A 15,458-nucleotide genomic window follows, 5' to 3' on the forward strand; every position below is an offset into this window, starting at 1 on the left:
AACCTGAGGTTAATAATGAATCGCTCATCGGTTTGTTCATTGGCCCACTCAACATGACCTCGTCGATACAACCGGACGACCTCGCGTTCTTCTCCACGCTTGCCGCAAGCGGCAGTCTGACGGCGGCTGCGCGCGAACTCGGCTTGAGTACCGCGGCCGTGAGCAAGCATCTGTCGCAAATGGAATCGCGTGCGGGCGTGTCGCTCGTCAATCGCACGACACGGCGCATGAGCCTCACGCCGGAGGGCGAACTCTATCTGACGCGCGCGAGACGAATCCTGAGCGAAATGGACGACCTGGCGCAGTTGCTCGGCGGCTCGCAAGCGGCGCCGAAAGGCCTGCTGCGCGTGAACGCGACGCTCGGCTTCGGCCGCAGTCACGTGGCGCCGCTGATTTCCCGGTTTGTGCGGCGCTTTCCCGAAGTGGACGTGCAATTGCAACTCTCCGTCGACCCGCCGCCGATCAGCGACGATGCCTTCGACGTGTGCGTGCGCTTTGGCGAACCGCCGGATGCGCGTGTGATTGCACGGCGGGTCGCGTCCAATCGGCGACTGCTTTGCGCATCGCCTGCGTATTTCGCCAAACGACGCGCGCCACGAAGTCCGGCGGAACTATCGCAGCACAACTGCATCGGCATTCGCCAGGGCGACGACGGCTACGGGCTATGGCGTCTGACCAGCGGACGCGGCGCGGCTGAAAAGACCGAGACGGTCCGCGTGCGCGGCAACCTCACCACCAATGACGGCGAGATCGCGGTGAAGTGGGCGCTGGACGGTCACGGCATTCTGATGCGGGCGGAATGGGACATCGCGGAGTATCTCGCCGACGGCCGCCTGATCCATGTGCTGCCCGAATATCGCACGCCGGGTGCGGATATTTACGCGGTGTACCCGCAACAGTTACAGATGACGGCGCGGGTCAAGGCATTCGTCGACATGCTGATAGAGACGCTTGGGGCACGCTGAATCAGGTTTCCTTCAGTTCTGCATTGCAGAACTTCAACGGCAACAGGCCGGCTGGTAATTCAAACCAGATAATTTCGCCAAACTCCTTGCATTACATAGCCTTACGGCGGAAATCAAGCGCACCCGCCATGCCAGGTGTTTTCCCTATTTTGGCCTGCATTGCAGGTCAAACGAGCGATTCCCCCCGTTGACACAGAACGAACGGTCGTGCCAAATTGCGCTTGCATCCTGTGCGCAAGCACGCGATCAATGAGTTCATAGCAGCGCCACGCCGCCCCAGCATTCAGGAGACGACCCAGCAGGCAACCGGACGCAAGGCGCGCACCAGCAGACCCACTATTTCGCATCCCTTATCAGATTGCGACGGCTCCTTATCGCCCATTGAAATCGCATCGCGCAACAGATCGCCAGAACCTTGCAGCACAAGCATTACTTCGCCAGTTCAATCGATTCCAATAAACAAGGAGACACGAAGCATGCCGGCAAGTCATCGCAATCGGTTTGGAGCCATTCTCGGTTTAGCAGGCGCGTGCGCATTGGGCGCGGCCCAGAGCGCTCACGCGCAAAGCAGCGTCACGTTGTACGGTATCGTCGACGGTTCTCTCCTCTACACCAGCAAAACACTTAACCCGACGACCGGCCAGAGCGCGGGTCATCAATACTCGTTCACCGACAGCGGTCTCTCCGGCTCGCGCTTCGGCATGCGTGGCGCCGAAGATCTTGGCGGCGGCATGCGCGCGATCTTCGAACTCGAAAGCGGTATCAGCATTGCCAATGGCGCGCTCAGCAATTCGAATGGCAACGAGTTCGGACGGCAAGCATGGGTCGGGGTGGACAGCCGCTACGGTACGGTCAAAGCCGGTTTGCAGTTCTCGCCCTTCTTTCTCGCGGTGTACGACTTCGATCCACGCGAGATGTCGTACTTCGGCAGCGGTCTCGTCACCTACCTCAATAACGTCTACGTGACGGGCCTGTTCAACCCGAACGCCATTTCCTACACGTCGCCGGAAATCGCCGGGCTGCAAGCCAGCGCGATGATGGCATTGGGCGGCACGGCCGGGGATTTTCAGGCAGGCCGCCAGTACTCGGCGAGCCTGCGTTATCACCTTGGCTCGCTGACCGTCGATGCCGCGCTCTATAGCGGCAACGCAGGCGGCAGCGCTGCATCGATTGCGATTCCGAGCGTGGTTGAATTCGACGGCCGTGCGCTCGGCGCCAGCTACGTGTTCAACAATCTGACCGTGAAGGCTTCATACGTACAGTACAAGGTGGCAGGCTCGTTCAACGATCGTGTCTATTCCGGCGGCGCCAGCTATCGCATCACACCGGCGCTGAACGTCGACGCCGGCGTATGGGTCACGCGCGATGGGAACAACTCGTCGAACAATTCGATCCTGGCCTCCACCGGGCTCGACTATTCGCTGTCGAAGGCCACCGTGGTGTATGGGCAAGCCGGCTTCGTCACCAACCACGGCGCGATGCACACCGGCCTGTCTGTCAACAACGCACTGAACGAAGCCACCGGCACAACCGCTGGCGTGAATGTCGGCATCCGGCATATGTTCTAGCCGGTGCACAGCGCGAGATGCCGGCGTGCCGCGCGGGCGGTACGCCGGATCATCAGTGACTTCCCTAATAATCTGCAATGCAGAACAATCAAATGGAAAAACCTGTTGACGCAAAGTGAACGCTCGTGCCAAATTTCTCTCGCGCCACCGCAACTCACTTTCGTAGTCTGCGCCGGTGCGTGCTCGTTTCAAACCGTCGACAACCGTCGATAACGGTCGCCGGATTCGAGAGAGCGGCTGTTGTCCCGTCCGTAGTCAGGCGTGCGGCGATGCGTCCCCAGAAGCCTGGTGTGACGATCGCGCCGCGTGCCCTGTTGGAGGGTGTAAAAGCGTGGATATGTTTTTGCAGCAGTTTCTCAACGGGTTGACGCTGGGCGGCATCTACAGCCTCGTTGCGCTCGGACTGACGCTGGTCTACGGCATTCTCGCGGTGCCGAATTTCGCCCACGGCGCGTTCTACATGGTCGGCGCATTCGTGTCGTTCTACCTGATGAGCCGGCTCGGCTGGAACTACTGGCTTGCCATGATCGGCTCCGGCGTCGCGGTAGCGTTGCTCGCCATTCTCGCCGAGCGGCTCGTGTTCAATCCGTTGCGCAAATCTTCCGAATTGCATCCGATGATCGCCGCGATCGGCCTTCTGCTGTTTCTCGAAGCCGGTGCGCAAGCGATCTGGGGCGCGGACTTTCATCGCACGGCCACGCCCTATGCGGGGATCATCGATCTGGGCGGCGTCACCGCGCCGTTGCAGCGCCTGCTGATCATCGGCGCCGCATTCACGTTGGTGGTGCTGCTGCAACTCTTCCTCAAATACACGGTGATCGGCTCAAGCATTATCGCGATGGCGCAGGATCGTGAAGGCGCCTCGCTGATGGGCATCGACGCCAACAAGGTGACGATGCTGACCTTCGGCATTTCCGGCCTCCTCGCCGCCGTCGCGGCCACGCTGTACGCACCGATCAACCTCGTCTATCCGGCGATGGGCCAACTGGTGATCCTGAAGGCTTTCGTGATCATCATTCTCGGCGGCATGGGCAGCGTGCCGGGCGCGATCGTGGGCGGCCTGATCATCGGCATGGCGGAGAGCTTCGGCGCCTTCTACATTTCGACCGACTACAAGGACATCATCGCCTTCGTGCTGCTGGTGGTGATTCTGTCGGTTCGTCCTCAGGGGCTGTTCACCAGGGAACTGCGCGCATCGTGAAACCAGTCATGAAATTATTCGAGGGCAAGCTGGGGTGGGCGCTGCTATTCGTGCTCGGTCTCGTGTTTCCGTTTCTCGCCGCCAACGACTACATGCTCACCGTGATGTCCACCGCGTATATCTTCGCGCTGGCCACCGTCGGGTTGAATCTCATCACCGGCTATACGGGGCAGTTCAATCTCGCGCACGGCAGCTTCATGGCGGTGGGCGCGTACACGGTAGGCATTCTGACGGTCGATCATCAGGTGCCGTTCTGGCTCGCGTTCATTGCCTCCGGCGTCGTCGTCGCGATACTGGGCGCGCTGGTCGGCCTCGTGTCATTGCGCTTGCGCGGCCACTACTTTTCGATCTTCACGCTGTGCGTCGGCTACATCATGTTTCTCGTGATCGAGAAATGGGACAGCCTCACGCACGGCGTCTCGGACGTCGTCGGCATCCCGGCGCCTTCGGGATTCGGCATCGTCTCGTTTGAGAATCCGCGGCCGCTGTATTACCTCGTGTTCGCGTTCCTCGTGCTCGGCGTGTGGCTGATGCATCGCATCGTCAACTCGCTGCTCGGCCGGACCTTCATGGCAATCCGCAATAGCGACGGCCTCGCGCAATCGCTTGGCATCAACCTGATGCGCAACAAGGTGCTGGCCTTCGTGCTGTCGGTCGTCTATGCGGGGCTCGCGGGCGGTCTGTATGCCGGCTCCGTGCGTTTTCTCGGACCGGATCTGGCCGGCGTCGAGCATACCTTCGACATGACGATGTATATGCTCGTGGGCGGCATCGGCACCCTCGCCGGCCCGCTGCTCGGCGCGCTCGCTATTCCATGGCTCACACAGTATCTGCAGTTTCTGCAGGAGTACCGCTTCGTCGTGTTCGGCCCGATCCTGATTCTGCTGGTGATCTTTCTGCCGAACGGTATCGTCGGTTTGTATATGGCGAGAAAAACCCCGAGCGCGACACTTGCAACGCCGAAAAGCGGTACCGCCGCGCGTCAGTCGCAGCCTGCACGCGGGGACCGTCATGCTTGAAATCGACTCGCTCAGCAAGCACTTCGGCGGCCTCCTCGCAGTGGACGACGTCAGCACGCATATCGAAGCCGGCAAGATCAACGCGATCATCGGACCGAACGGCGCGGGCAAAACCACCTTCTTCAATCTGATCAGCGGCACCCATCTGCCAAGTTCTGGACGCATCCGCTTCAAAGGCCAGGACGTGACAAAGCTGGGCGCCGATCAGATGGCGCGCCTGGGCGTCGCGCGCACATTCCAATCCACCGCGCTGTTCGACCGGGCCAGCGTGCTCGACAACCTGATCGTCGGCCATCGGCTGCGCACGCGCTCCGGGCTGTGGGACGTGCTGACGCATTCAGCGCGGCTCAAGCAGGAAGAACGCATCTGCCGCGAGAAGGCGCGTGAGGCGTTGGACTTCGTCGGCCTGTCGGCGATGGCGGAACGGATGGCCGGCGACATTTCGCAGGAAGAGCGCAAACGCGCCGCTGTGGCGCTCGCGCTCGCCACCGAGCCGAGCCTGATGCTGCTCGACGAACCCGCGGGCGGCGTGAATCCCGAAGAAACCGAAGGCCTCGCCGAACTGATCCGCAAGCTGGTCAAGCACGGCGTGACGGTGTGCCTTGTCGAACACAAGATGAACATGATCATGAAGCTCGCCGACCGCATCATGGTGCTGAACTACGGCAAGAAAATCGCCGAAGGCACGCCTGCCGAGATTCGCGCGAACCCGGCCGTGATCGACGCCTATCTCGGGAGCGAGCATGCTGAAGTTTGAAAACGTTGCACTCGATTACGGCAGTTTCCGCGCACTGGACGGCATCACGCTGCACGCGGACGACGGCGAACTGGTGGTGCTGCTCGGCGCCAACGGCGCGGGCAAGAGTTCGATCTTCCTCGCGACAAGCGGCCTGCGCCGCGCGGCGAGCGGCAGTTTGCGCCTGGGCACGCGCGAACTGCTCGGCATGACGCCCGCGCAGATCGTGCGCAACGGCGTGATTCAGTGTCCCGAGGGCCGCAAGTTGTTCCCGGGCATGTCGGTACTGAAGAACCTCACGCTCGGCGCCTATGTGCATCGCGGTGACAAGGCCGGCAATCAGCGCAATCTCGAGCAGGTGTTCGCACTGTTCCCGCTTCTTGCCGAACGCAAGGACCATCCGGCGGGCTCGCTCTCAGGCGGCCAGCAGCAGATGGTGGCGATCGGCCGCGCGATGATGGCCCGGCCCAAGGTGCTGCTACTCGACGAACCGTCGCTCGGCCTCGCGCCGTTGGTGGTCAAGCAGGTATTCGAGGTGATCCAGCAGATCAATCGCGCGGGTACGACGGTGTTGCTCGCCGAACAGAACGCGTTCGCGGCGCTCAAAATCGCGCACCGGGCCTACGTCATCGAGAACGGCCGCATCGTGCTCGAAGGTGATCACGCGAGTCTGATGAACAATGAAGCGATCCGGCGCGCTTACGTCGGCGGTTGAACGAATTTGATGCACAGCCTGACGCATGACCTTAAGCCTCAGGCCATTCGAACAATTCCAAAGGAGACACGTATGACGATCAAACGCTTGTGCGGCCGTGCTGGAGTGGTTGCGGCTGTCGCCACGACTGCGCTGCTGGGCTCTGGCGCCGCGATGGCGCAGCAGGTGGTGCATATCGGCTACTCCGGTCCGCTAAGCGGCGGTGCGGCGAAGTACGGCCAGGAAGTGCTCGAAGGCATGCAGATGGCGGCCGCCGACGTCAATCAGGCCGGCATTGAAGTGGCCGGCAAGAAGATCAAGCTTGAGATCGTGCCGCTCGACGACAAGTACAACCCCGCCGAAACCGCGATCAACGCACGGCGTCTCGCGCAGGAACAGCAGGCCGCCGTGGTGCTCGTGCCGCATTCGGGCGGCGGCTTCGCGGTGCAGACCAGCAACGAACAGCAGAAACTGCTGCTGCTCTCGTACACCAGCGTGCCGCAGATTACCGAGCGCGGCAACAAGCTCACAGTGCGCATTCCTCCTTCGTTCACGTCGTATCTGAACTCCTTCGTCAAGTACGAAATGGCGACCTACGGGAAGAAGGTTGCGCTCGCCGCGACGGATACCGATTACGGCAAGATCTGGGTCGCCGCATTCAAACCTGCATGGGAAGCGGCCGGCGGCACGATCGTCGCGGACAATGCGATGTCGTATAACCGCGCCACCGATTTCTACAGCGGCGTGAGCCGCGTGCTGGCGGCCAAACCCGATGTGATGTTCATCGGCGGCCCGTCCGAGCCGACCGGGCTGATTGCGCAGCAGGCGCGCGAGTTGGGCTTCAAGGGCGGCTTTATCGTCATGGACCAGGCCAAGCTCGACGAAGTGGCTAAAGTCACTGGCGGATATGCGCCCCTGAACGGCGCGATCGGCGTATTGCCGTTGGCCAACGACACCACGCCGAACGCCAAAATGTTTGTGGATCGCTTCCGCAAGAGTCACGACGGGCGGGATCCGAGCCAGGAAGTTTCGCTGAACTACACCGCGGTCTACGCGACGGCACTCGCGATGAAGCTGGCCGGCAGCGTCAGCGACGCGACTGCGATCCGCAATCAGTTCGATAAGGCCGTGAAGGCGTTGCCGCCGCAGGCCAATCCGCAAAGCGTGACGGGTGTCGACGATCACGGCGGCTTCGTGATCGGCAATCCGCTTGCGGCGGTGGTTCAGGGTGGGCAGTTGAAGTCGGCGGAGTTGAACTCGCTTGCTGCGGCCAAGTGACGGCGTGATACAGGCGTAAAAAAGGCGCCGTGATTTTCACGGCGCCTTGTGGTTTTGAGATCTTGTGTATCTGAAGCTTCCCGTTGTTGGAGCCGGCGCTTCCGCCGACTCCCGACTATCCCTTCAACGCCTCGATAATTTGACCGCGCACTTCGGGCCGCTCGGCAAACGGATCGGTCGGATTACGCGGCGCGCGATTGCCGGCGCGCCCGCTGCGCTCACCTCGGCGAATGTTTCGTCGAGTGCGTCCTGTTGCACGTCGGCGAGTACGAGGCGCATGCCCAGCTTCGTGCCGAGCCGTGCGAATTCACGGCCGAATCCGGAGCCGGCGCCGGTGATCACCGCAACCTTGCCTTCAAAATTGTCCATGCCTTGTCCCATTTCCAGTTGGTGTGTCCAGTCAGGTGTCGTGGCGCGCTTTTACATCGCGTTGCTGCAACGCGACGTTCACCGCATTAACGCGCGGCAGGATAGTACTGATCGCGCAATTCCCGTTTCAACACTTTGCCGATCGGACTGCGCGGCAAGGTATCGATGAAAGTCAGCGCGGAGAGCCGCTGCATTTTTCCCAGCCGCGCATTGGCCCACGCAAGCAGTGTGTCGGCGTCGATCGGTGCATGGGCCCGGCGCACCACGAACGCCACCGGCGTCTCGCCCCACTGCTCCGACTGCGCGCCCACCACGGCGACATCCGCGACGTCGGGATGTATGCGCAGTTCAGCCTCCAGGTCGCTCGGATAAACGTTGAAGCCGCCGGAAATGATCATGTCCTTCTTGCGATCGAGCAACGTCAAAAACCCGTCTGCATCGAAGCGGCCCATGTCCCCCGTGCGGATGAAGCGCTTGCCGCTCGGGTCGTACCACTCCGCCTCGGCAGTCTTGTCCGGTTGACGGTAGTAGCCGGTCATCATCGCCGGCGAATGGCCAACGATCTCACCCACCTCGCCTGCTGCCACCTCGTTGCCGAGTTCGTCGATCAGACGGATATCGTGGCCTTCCATCGGTTTGCCGACCGTATGCAGCTTGGTCGGACATTCGTCCGCCTCCAGCTGGCACGAGCCGCCGCCTTCGGTCATGCCGTAGTACTCGGTGAGCTTGCCGGGCCAGCGGCGCACCACGTCCGCCTTCACGCTCGCCGCGAACGGTGCGCTGGTGCAGAACTTGGCCCGAAAGCTGGAAAGATCGTAACGGTCGAAGTCAGGATGCGCCATTAAGCGCTGATACTGGACCGGCACCAGCATCGTGTGCGTGACGCGGTACCGTTGCGCCAGCTCGAGATAGCGGGTGGCATCAAATTTCGGCATCAACACCACCGTCCCGCCGAATGTCAGCGTCGGCATGAAACTCACGAGCGTCGTGTTCGAATACAGCGGCGTGGAGATCAGCGTCGTGGCGTCAGGGCCATAGCCGCGCTGAATGCTGCGCACCGCGTAGGCCCAGCGCATGCCGTGCGACTGTACGATGCCTTTCGGCGTCCCCGTGGTGCCTGACGAATAGATGATGTTGAACGGCCACGCCGGATCGATCGTCACGGGTTCAGGCGCGGCTCCCCCGCGCTCCAGCCACGCTTCTAGCGCGATGCTGCCTGCGTGCACATCGAGCGCCACAGGGGTTGCGCTGATCTCTGCCGCCACGGGTCCGAGCAAACGATGAACATCGGCATCGAGGAACAGCAAGCGTGCGCCCGAATTGCCGATCATGCTGACGAGACTCGCCGCGCTCGACGAAGGTGCGAGCGGCGCAACCACCGCCCCCGCACGCAGGCCGCCGAGAAACGCCACGGCGTATTCCACCGAGGCGCCTGCGCACAACGCAATCGCATCGCAAGGCTTGATGCCGTCGCGCTGCAATGCGGCGGCAAAGCGATCGACTCGTGCGTCCAGCACGGCGTAAGTCACGACCTCGCCGTCGCAGATCAGCGCGGCGTGTTCGCCGCGCTCCCTGGCGAAGCGGCGAAGCATGTCGGTGATGCAGACGAACGGTTCGTCCAGTGACGCGTCGAGCCATCTCATGACGAGGCGCCTCCGGTGCTGCCGCTGTTCTCCCTGGCCGCGGCCGTGCGTGCTGCATCCTCTTCCTGCAACTTGCGCCACAGAATCTTGCCGCTACCCGACTTGGGCAGCGACGTCACAAACTCGACAATGCGCGGCGCCTTGTAAGCCGCCATCTGCTCATGGGACCAGTCGATGATTTCCTGCTCGCTGATCGTGCCGGCATGCGCCGCAGCGGGCACCACCAGCGCCTTGACAGTCTCACCGCGCTTCGCGTCCTTCACGCCGATCACGCACACCTCCTGAATCGCGGGATGCCTGTACATCAGCGCCTCGACTTCAGCGGGCCAGACCTTGTAGCCCGATGCGTTGATCATGCGTTTGAGACGATCGGTCATGAAGAAATACCCGTCTTCGTCGATATGAGCGAGGTCGCCGGTACGCAGAAAACGCTTGCCGTCGAGTTGGATAAACGCTTCCTCATTCGCCTTGGGATTGCGCCAGTAGCCTTGCATCACCTGCGGCGCGTTCACGACGATCTCACCGGTCTCGCCTTGCGGAAGTTCCTGCAGCGTGACCGGGTCGATCACGCGCGAGTCCACGTCGAACACCGGAATGCCCAGGCACTGTGGCTTCGGCCGATGCGGCGGATTGATGTGCGTGCCTGCAATCGTCTCGGACATGCCATAGCCTTCGACGTAATCGAGCCCTGTCAGCGACTTGAGCTTTCTGGCAATCGCATCCGGCATCGCCGCGCCGCCGCCACGCGCGCCCGTCAGGCTCGACAGGTCGTATTCGCCGAGCTTGGGGTTCGACAGGAAGTCGACCATCATCGCTGTGATCGACTGCCACGCGGTCACGCGATATTTCTGCATGCACAGCGCCGCCGCTTCCCGATCCCAACGTGGCAACAAGACGATCGTGGCGCCCGAGAACACGGCGCTGTTCATGCCGCCCTGCATGCCGGTCACGTGAAAGAACGGCAATATCGATAGAAAGACGCCGTCCGAGGGCGCCGAAAACCAGACGCAGCCGCCGAGCAGCGTGCTCATCACGCTGCGGTGGGTATGCATGCAGCCCTTCGGCTTGCCGGTGGTGCCGGACGTGTACGGCATCACGCACAGATCGTCGGGACCGGTGGTGAGCGGACCGGGTGCGATACGCCGCTCGAGCACCTTGTACCAGGGCGTGACGCCGGGAATATCGAAGGTCTTGCGCGGCGCCGCCACGAATTCCGGCACCGTGAATGGCGATGGCCGCTTCAGGTAGTCGCTATACGTCGCGACGATTGCGTGCTCGATGCCCTGACCGGGACCCGTGCCGATCAGCGGCTCGACGTTTGCGAACAGGCATTGCGGCGCGATGATCGTGGTCGCCCCGCTGTCCTCGATGTAATGAGCCAATTCCCCGCTCATGTTCATCGGATTGACCGGCACCACGACGGCATTCGCACGCAGAATTCCGTAGTAAGCGATGATCCATTGCGGGCTGTTCTGCATGTACAGCAGCACACGATCGCCCGCCTTGACATGGCATTCCTGCTGAAGAAATCCCGCTATGCGCTCAGCTTCGTCCTTGAACTCGCCGAACGTAACCGGCGTGTCGTAGAAGACGATGAACGGCTTATGCGGAAAGCGCGCCGCCGACACCTCGGCGTTATAGAAAATGTTGGTTTCCGGCAGCGTCAGATGCATTGGCACCTGCGGCGGCCAATTCGGGTGATGGCGTTCGTTCATAGGCGTCTCCTGCCTTACGGTCTGTGCGCGTTTCACACGGATGGTGCGCGCTTCGTCTACATCCGCCGCGTGAAGAAGGCGGCTGGTTAATGAACCAAGGGAATCAGCGAAATCAGGCGATTCATGAACGCCCGAGGTAGCGCCCAAGCTCCATCTTTGCGATGGCGTTACGGTGCACTTCATCCGGCCCGTCCGCAAAACGCAGCGTGCGCGAACTTGCATACGCGCGGGCGAGGCCAAAGTCGTCGCTGACCGCGCCGCCGCCGTGCACCTGCATGGCCCAGTCGATCACCTGGCACGCCATATTCGGTGCGGCCACCTTGATCATGGCGATCTCCTGACGCGCATCCTTGTTGCCGACCGTATCCATCTTGTGCGCCGCGTTCAGCACCAGAAAACGCGTCTGGTCGATCATGATGCGCGCATTGGCGATCCGTTCACGCGTGACGCCCTGATCCGCAATCGGCCTGCCAAACGCTACGCGGTCCAGCGAGCGGCGGCACATCGCTTCGAGCGCGCGCTCAGCGCGTCCGATTAAACGCATGCAGTGATGGATGCGCCCCGGTCCGAGCCGCCCTTGTGCGATCTCGAAACCACGGCCCTCACCGAGCAGCATGTTGCTGGCCGGCACGCGCACGTTTTCAAAGGAGATTTCGGCGTGGCCGTGCGGCGCATCGTCATAGCCGAATACCGGAAGGTGACGCAGCACCTTCACGCCCGGCGTATCAATCGGCACCAGAATCATCGACTGCTGCTGATGCCGGTTGGTGTGATCGGTATTGGACTTGCCCATGAAGATGAGGACTTTGCAGCGCGGATCGTTCGCGCCTGAGGTCCACCATTTGCGGCCGTTCAGAATGTAATCGTCGCCGTCGCGTTCAATGCGCGCTTCGATATTGGTCGCATCCGACGAGGCCACTTCCGGCTCTGTCATCGCAAAGGCCGAGCGGATCGTGCCGTCGAGCAAGGGCAGCAGCCATTGCTGTTGCTGTTCGGGCGTGGCATAACGCACCAGCGTTTCCATGTTGCCGGTGTCCGGCGCCGAGCAGTTGAACGGCTCCGCGCCGATATGCGAGCGTCCCATGATTTCGCACAGCGGCGCATATTCGAGGTTGGTGAGCCCCGCACCGTATTTCGACTCGGGCAGAAACAGGTTCCACAAGCCAACGGCCTTCGCCTTCTGTTTCAACTCCTCGATCACCGGCGCGGGCTGCCAGCGGTTGCCGGATTCTCGCGCGGCGTCCATCTGTGCTTCGAAAACCGCCTCGGCCGGATACACGTACTCGTCCATGAAAGCATTCAGGCGTTGCTGCAAACTCTTGACCTTGTCCGAGTGCTGAAAATCCATGCGGTGTCTCTCTATTTTTTGTGCGTGAACGCAGCGCGCCTGTGACCTCGCGCAGCGCCTCGAAACCGCTCAGTCAGACGATGATCGAGCCGCCGTCTACCGCGAAATACTGGCCCGTGATGTGGCGCGACGCTTCACTCGCGAGGAACACGACCGGGCCTTTGAGATCCTCATCACCGCCGAGACGCTGCAAAGGCGTGCGCGAGACGATGGTGTCTTCGAGTTTGTCGAGCAGTCCTGCCGACATCTTCGAAGGAAAAAATCCTGGGCAGATCGCATTGACGTTGATGTTGTACTTGCCCCATTCCGCCGCGAGCGCCCGCGTGAAGTTGATCGCCGCGGCCTTCGACGTGTTGTACGCAATCGTGTTCATGCCCGGCGGCGAACCCTTCAGCCCCGCCACCGACGCAATGTTGATGATCTTGCCGGCACGGCGCGGAATCATGCTGCGCTTGCCGACTTCGCGAGCGACGAAAAACGGCGCGTGGACGTTCAGGTTCATTACCTTGTGCCACGCTTCGTCGGGATAATCTTCAGCCGGTGCGCCCCATGTCGCGCCCGCGTTGTTCACGAGAATGTCGACGCAGCCATGCACGCCGAGCACTTCCTCCACGAGGCCGGGAATACCCTCGAAGCGCTGCAGATCGTTGACCACCGTCTGCACCTCGATACCCCGGCTTTGCAGATGCGCTTTTGCTTCGGCGAGTTCGTCGGCCTTGCGCGCGGTGATCGCCACGCGGCAGCCCATTTCTCCCAGCGCCTCGGCCATTTGCAGGCCTAGCCCGCGCGAGCCTCCGGTGATCAGTGCAACCTTGCCGTCCAGCTGAAACAGGTCTTTCACGGACATTACGACGCCCCTCCAAGTTGTTCTGCAATGCAGACTTATGTTCCGGATTTCTCACCCATCATACGTGCCGAAATTCGGCGTGTAAATAAAAGCACGCTCATTCACTTTTGATTTAAACTGACACGCATCGCCGATGGGCGGATCATCGGGACTTACCCGAATACCGCACTTCTTAATCGAGCCGCGACCGTGCAAGGTCGCGTATTTCTGCGCTTGTTGCGTAGTCGTTCTGCATGGCGGCTCACCTTTAGACGGGTCTTCTCCGATGCAAGATGCGCTGATCATCAACTCGCGTGATCTGGAATTCCAGTTGTTCGAAGTGCTCGAGGCCGAGACGCTTACGCAGCGCGCGCGCCATGCTGACCACAGTCACGAGACCTTCAACGCGGCGCTCGACACGGCTCATGCCGTTGCCGCCGAAAAGTTCGCGACGCACAACCGCCTCTCGGACGAGCACGAACCGCAATTCGACGGCCAACGCGTCACCATGCCCGCCGAGGTAAAAGACGCACTCGACGCCTTCCGCTCCGCCGGCTTCCTCGCCGCCGGCAAAGACTACGAATGGGGCGGCATGCAGTTGCCCTCGGTGATTTCCTTTGCGTGCCTGTCGCTCTTCAAGAGCGCGAACATCGCCACCTCGTCTTACGCGATGCTGACCACGGCGAACGCGAATGTGATCGAACGTTTCGGCAGTGCCGCGCAAAAGCGCAAGTATCTGCAGGCGCTATTCGAAGGCCGCGCGTTCGGCACGATGGCGCTGACGGAGCCGCAAGCGGGCTCGAGCCTATCGGATCTCGTCACCAGTGCAACGCCCAACGAAGACGGCACCTATTCGATCCGCGGCAACAAGATTTTCATCTCGGGCGGCGATCACGAACTGAGCGAGAACATCGTTCACCTGGTGCTGGCGCGCATTCCCGGCGGGCCGCCGGGTGTCAAAGGCATCTCGCTCTTCACGGTGCCGAAGTTCCACGTGAATGACGACGGCAGCCTCGGCGCGCGCAACGACGTCGCGCTCGCGGGCTTGATTCACAAGATGGGCTGGCGCGGCACGACGTCGACGATGCTGTCGTTCGGCGAACGCGGCGAATGCATCGGCGAGCTGGTGGGCGAACCGCATCACGGTCTCGCTTACATGTTCCACATGATGAACGAGGCGCGTATCGGTGTCGGCCTCGGCGCGGTCATGCTCGGCTATCGTGGCTATCTCGCGTCGCTCGATTACGCACGCGAGCGTCCACAGGGGCGGCGACCGGACAACAAGAATCCCCTGGATCCGCAATTGCCGCTGATCGAACATGCCGACGTGCGCCGCATGCTGCTTGCACAAAAAGCCTATGTGGAAGGTGCTTACGCGCTGTGCCTGTATGCGGCGCGCCTCGTCGACGAACAGAACACCGGCGAGAGCGACACCGCACGCGCCGAAGCGGGCCTGCTGCTCGATCTGCTGACACCGGTGGTGAAGTCGTGGCCGTCGCAGTGGTGTCTCGAAGCGAATAGCCTGGCGATCCAGATTCACGGCGGTTACGGCTATACGCGCGAATATCCGGTCGAGCAGTTCTACCGCGACAACCGCCTGAACATGATTCACGAAGGCACGCACGGTATTCAGGCGCTCGACCTGCTCGGCCGCAAAGTGGTGATGAAACAGGGTGCCGCGCTCAAGCAGCTGGGGCGCGAAATACAACGCAGTGTCGATGCAGCGCGCGCTCATCCGGCACTGCAAGCGCATGCTGATTCGCTCGGCAAGGCATGGAGCGAATTGATCGGCACGGTTGAAGCGCTACTGCCCACGCTGGCCAGCGAAAGCGAGCGCGCGCTCGCCAACGCGAATGCGTTTCTCGAAGCGTTCGGCCATATCGTGATTGCGTGGACGTGGCTGCGGCAGGCGATCGTTGCGAGCGCCGCGTTACCAGGAGCGACGAGCGAAGCCGACGGCGACTTCTATCGTGGCAAGCTGCACGCCTGCCAGTGGTTCTTCCGGTGGGAGTTGCCGCGCGTCTCGCTCATGCTTTCGACATTGCGCGGCCTGGACGATACGACGCTCACGATGGCGCCCAAGTGGTTCTGAACGT

General features: G+C 61.7%; 13 protein-coding genes. 8 read left to right on the forward strand and 5 right to left on the reverse strand.

From position 1 onward, the window contains the following. Window positions 1-53: 53 nt before the first annotated feature. The 7 genes from KHO31_RS29565 (at window position 54) to KHO31_RS29595 (ending at window position 7,461) form a co-directional block, all read left to right on the forward strand. On the forward strand, window positions 54-965 hold the full coding sequence (locus tag KHO31_RS29565; protein WP_201086294.1) for a LysR family transcriptional regulator: 912 nt from the start codon (window positions 54-56) through the stop codon (window positions 963-965). Window positions 966-1,441: 476 nt separating this feature from the next. Further along, a complete protein-coding gene (locus KHO31_RS29570; RefSeq protein ID WP_201080634.1) occupies window positions 1,442-2,533 on the forward strand; it encodes a porin in 1,092 nt (363 codons plus the stop codon). 331 nt (window positions 2,534-2,864) lie between these two features. Continuing rightward, the gene (locus tag KHO31_RS29575; RefSeq protein WP_211624738.1) at window positions 2,865-3,734 is read left to right on the forward strand and encodes a branched-chain amino acid ABC transporter permease; all 870 of its coding nucleotides are present in this window, start codon (window positions 2,865-2,867) and stop codon (window positions 3,732-3,734) included. Between the two features lie 8 nt (window positions 3,735-3,742). Next, window positions 3,743-4,753: a branched-chain amino acid ABC transporter permease gene (locus KHO31_RS29580; RefSeq protein ID WP_201080630.1), complete on the forward strand. Its 1,011-nt coding sequence runs from the start codon at window positions 3,743-3,745 to the stop codon at window positions 4,751-4,753. Next, window positions 4,746-5,510, forward strand: coding sequence for an ABC transporter ATP-binding protein (locus tag KHO31_RS29585; protein WP_201080628.1), 765 nt, complete (start codon window positions 4,746-4,748; stop codon window positions 5,508-5,510). The genes KHO31_RS29580 and KHO31_RS29585 overlap by 8 nt, the downstream gene beginning before the upstream one ends. Further along, complete coding sequence (locus KHO31_RS29590; protein WP_201086291.1) at window positions 5,497-6,204, forward strand: ABC transporter ATP-binding protein; 708 nt, start codon at window positions 5,497-5,499, stop codon at window positions 6,202-6,204. The genes KHO31_RS29585 and KHO31_RS29590 overlap by 14 nt, the downstream gene beginning before the upstream one ends. 72 nt (window positions 6,205-6,276) lie before the next feature. Continuing rightward, on the forward strand, window positions 6,277-7,461 hold the full coding sequence (locus KHO31_RS29595) for an ABC transporter substrate-binding protein (protein WP_201080624.1): 1,185 nt from the start codon (window positions 6,277-6,279) through the stop codon (window positions 7,459-7,461). A 123-nt stretch (window positions 7,462-7,584) separates the two neighbouring features. Here the strand turns inward: KHO31_RS29595 and KHO31_RS29600 are convergent, their stop codons facing one another. From KHO31_RS29600 to KHO31_RS29620, 5 genes are all read right to left on the reverse strand, one after another. Next, entirely contained in the window at window positions 7,585-7,830 is a 246-nt protein-coding gene (locus tag KHO31_RS29600; RefSeq protein WP_201080622.1) for an SDR family NAD(P)-dependent oxidoreductase, read from the reverse strand. Between the two features lie 86 nt (window positions 7,831-7,916). After that, a complete protein-coding gene (locus KHO31_RS29605; protein WP_211624740.1) occupies window positions 7,917-9,473 on the reverse strand; it encodes a class I adenylate-forming enzyme family protein in 1,557 nt (518 codons plus the stop codon). Then, a complete protein-coding gene (locus KHO31_RS29610) occupies window positions 9,470-11,188 on the reverse strand; it encodes a long-chain fatty acid--CoA ligase (RefSeq protein WP_211624742.1) in 1,719 nt (572 codons plus the stop codon). The genes KHO31_RS29605 and KHO31_RS29610 overlap by 4 nt, the downstream gene beginning before the upstream one ends. 121 nt (window positions 11,189-11,309) lie before the next feature. Continuing rightward, entirely contained in the window at window positions 11,310-12,536 is a 1,227-nt protein-coding gene (locus KHO31_RS29615) for an acyl-CoA dehydrogenase family protein (RefSeq protein WP_201108462.1), read from the reverse strand. 73 nt (window positions 12,537-12,609) lie between these two features. Beyond that, entirely contained in the window at window positions 12,610-13,383 is a 774-nt protein-coding gene (locus KHO31_RS29620) for an SDR family oxidoreductase (protein ID WP_201080612.1), read from the reverse strand. A 265-nt stretch (window positions 13,384-13,648) separates the two neighbouring features. Here KHO31_RS29620 and KHO31_RS29625 point away from each other — a divergent pair, with 265 nt between their 5' ends. Then, on the forward strand, window positions 13,649-15,454 hold the full coding sequence (locus tag KHO31_RS29625; protein ID WP_201123718.1) for an acyl-CoA dehydrogenase: 1,806 nt from the start codon (window positions 13,649-13,651) through the stop codon (window positions 15,452-15,454). The last annotated feature ends 4 nt before the right edge of the window (window positions 15,455-15,458 follow it).

Source organism: Paraburkholderia domus (assembly GCF_905220705.1).
Classification (GTDB): Bacteria; Pseudomonadota; Gammaproteobacteria; order Burkholderiales; family Burkholderiaceae; genus Paraburkholderia; species Paraburkholderia domus.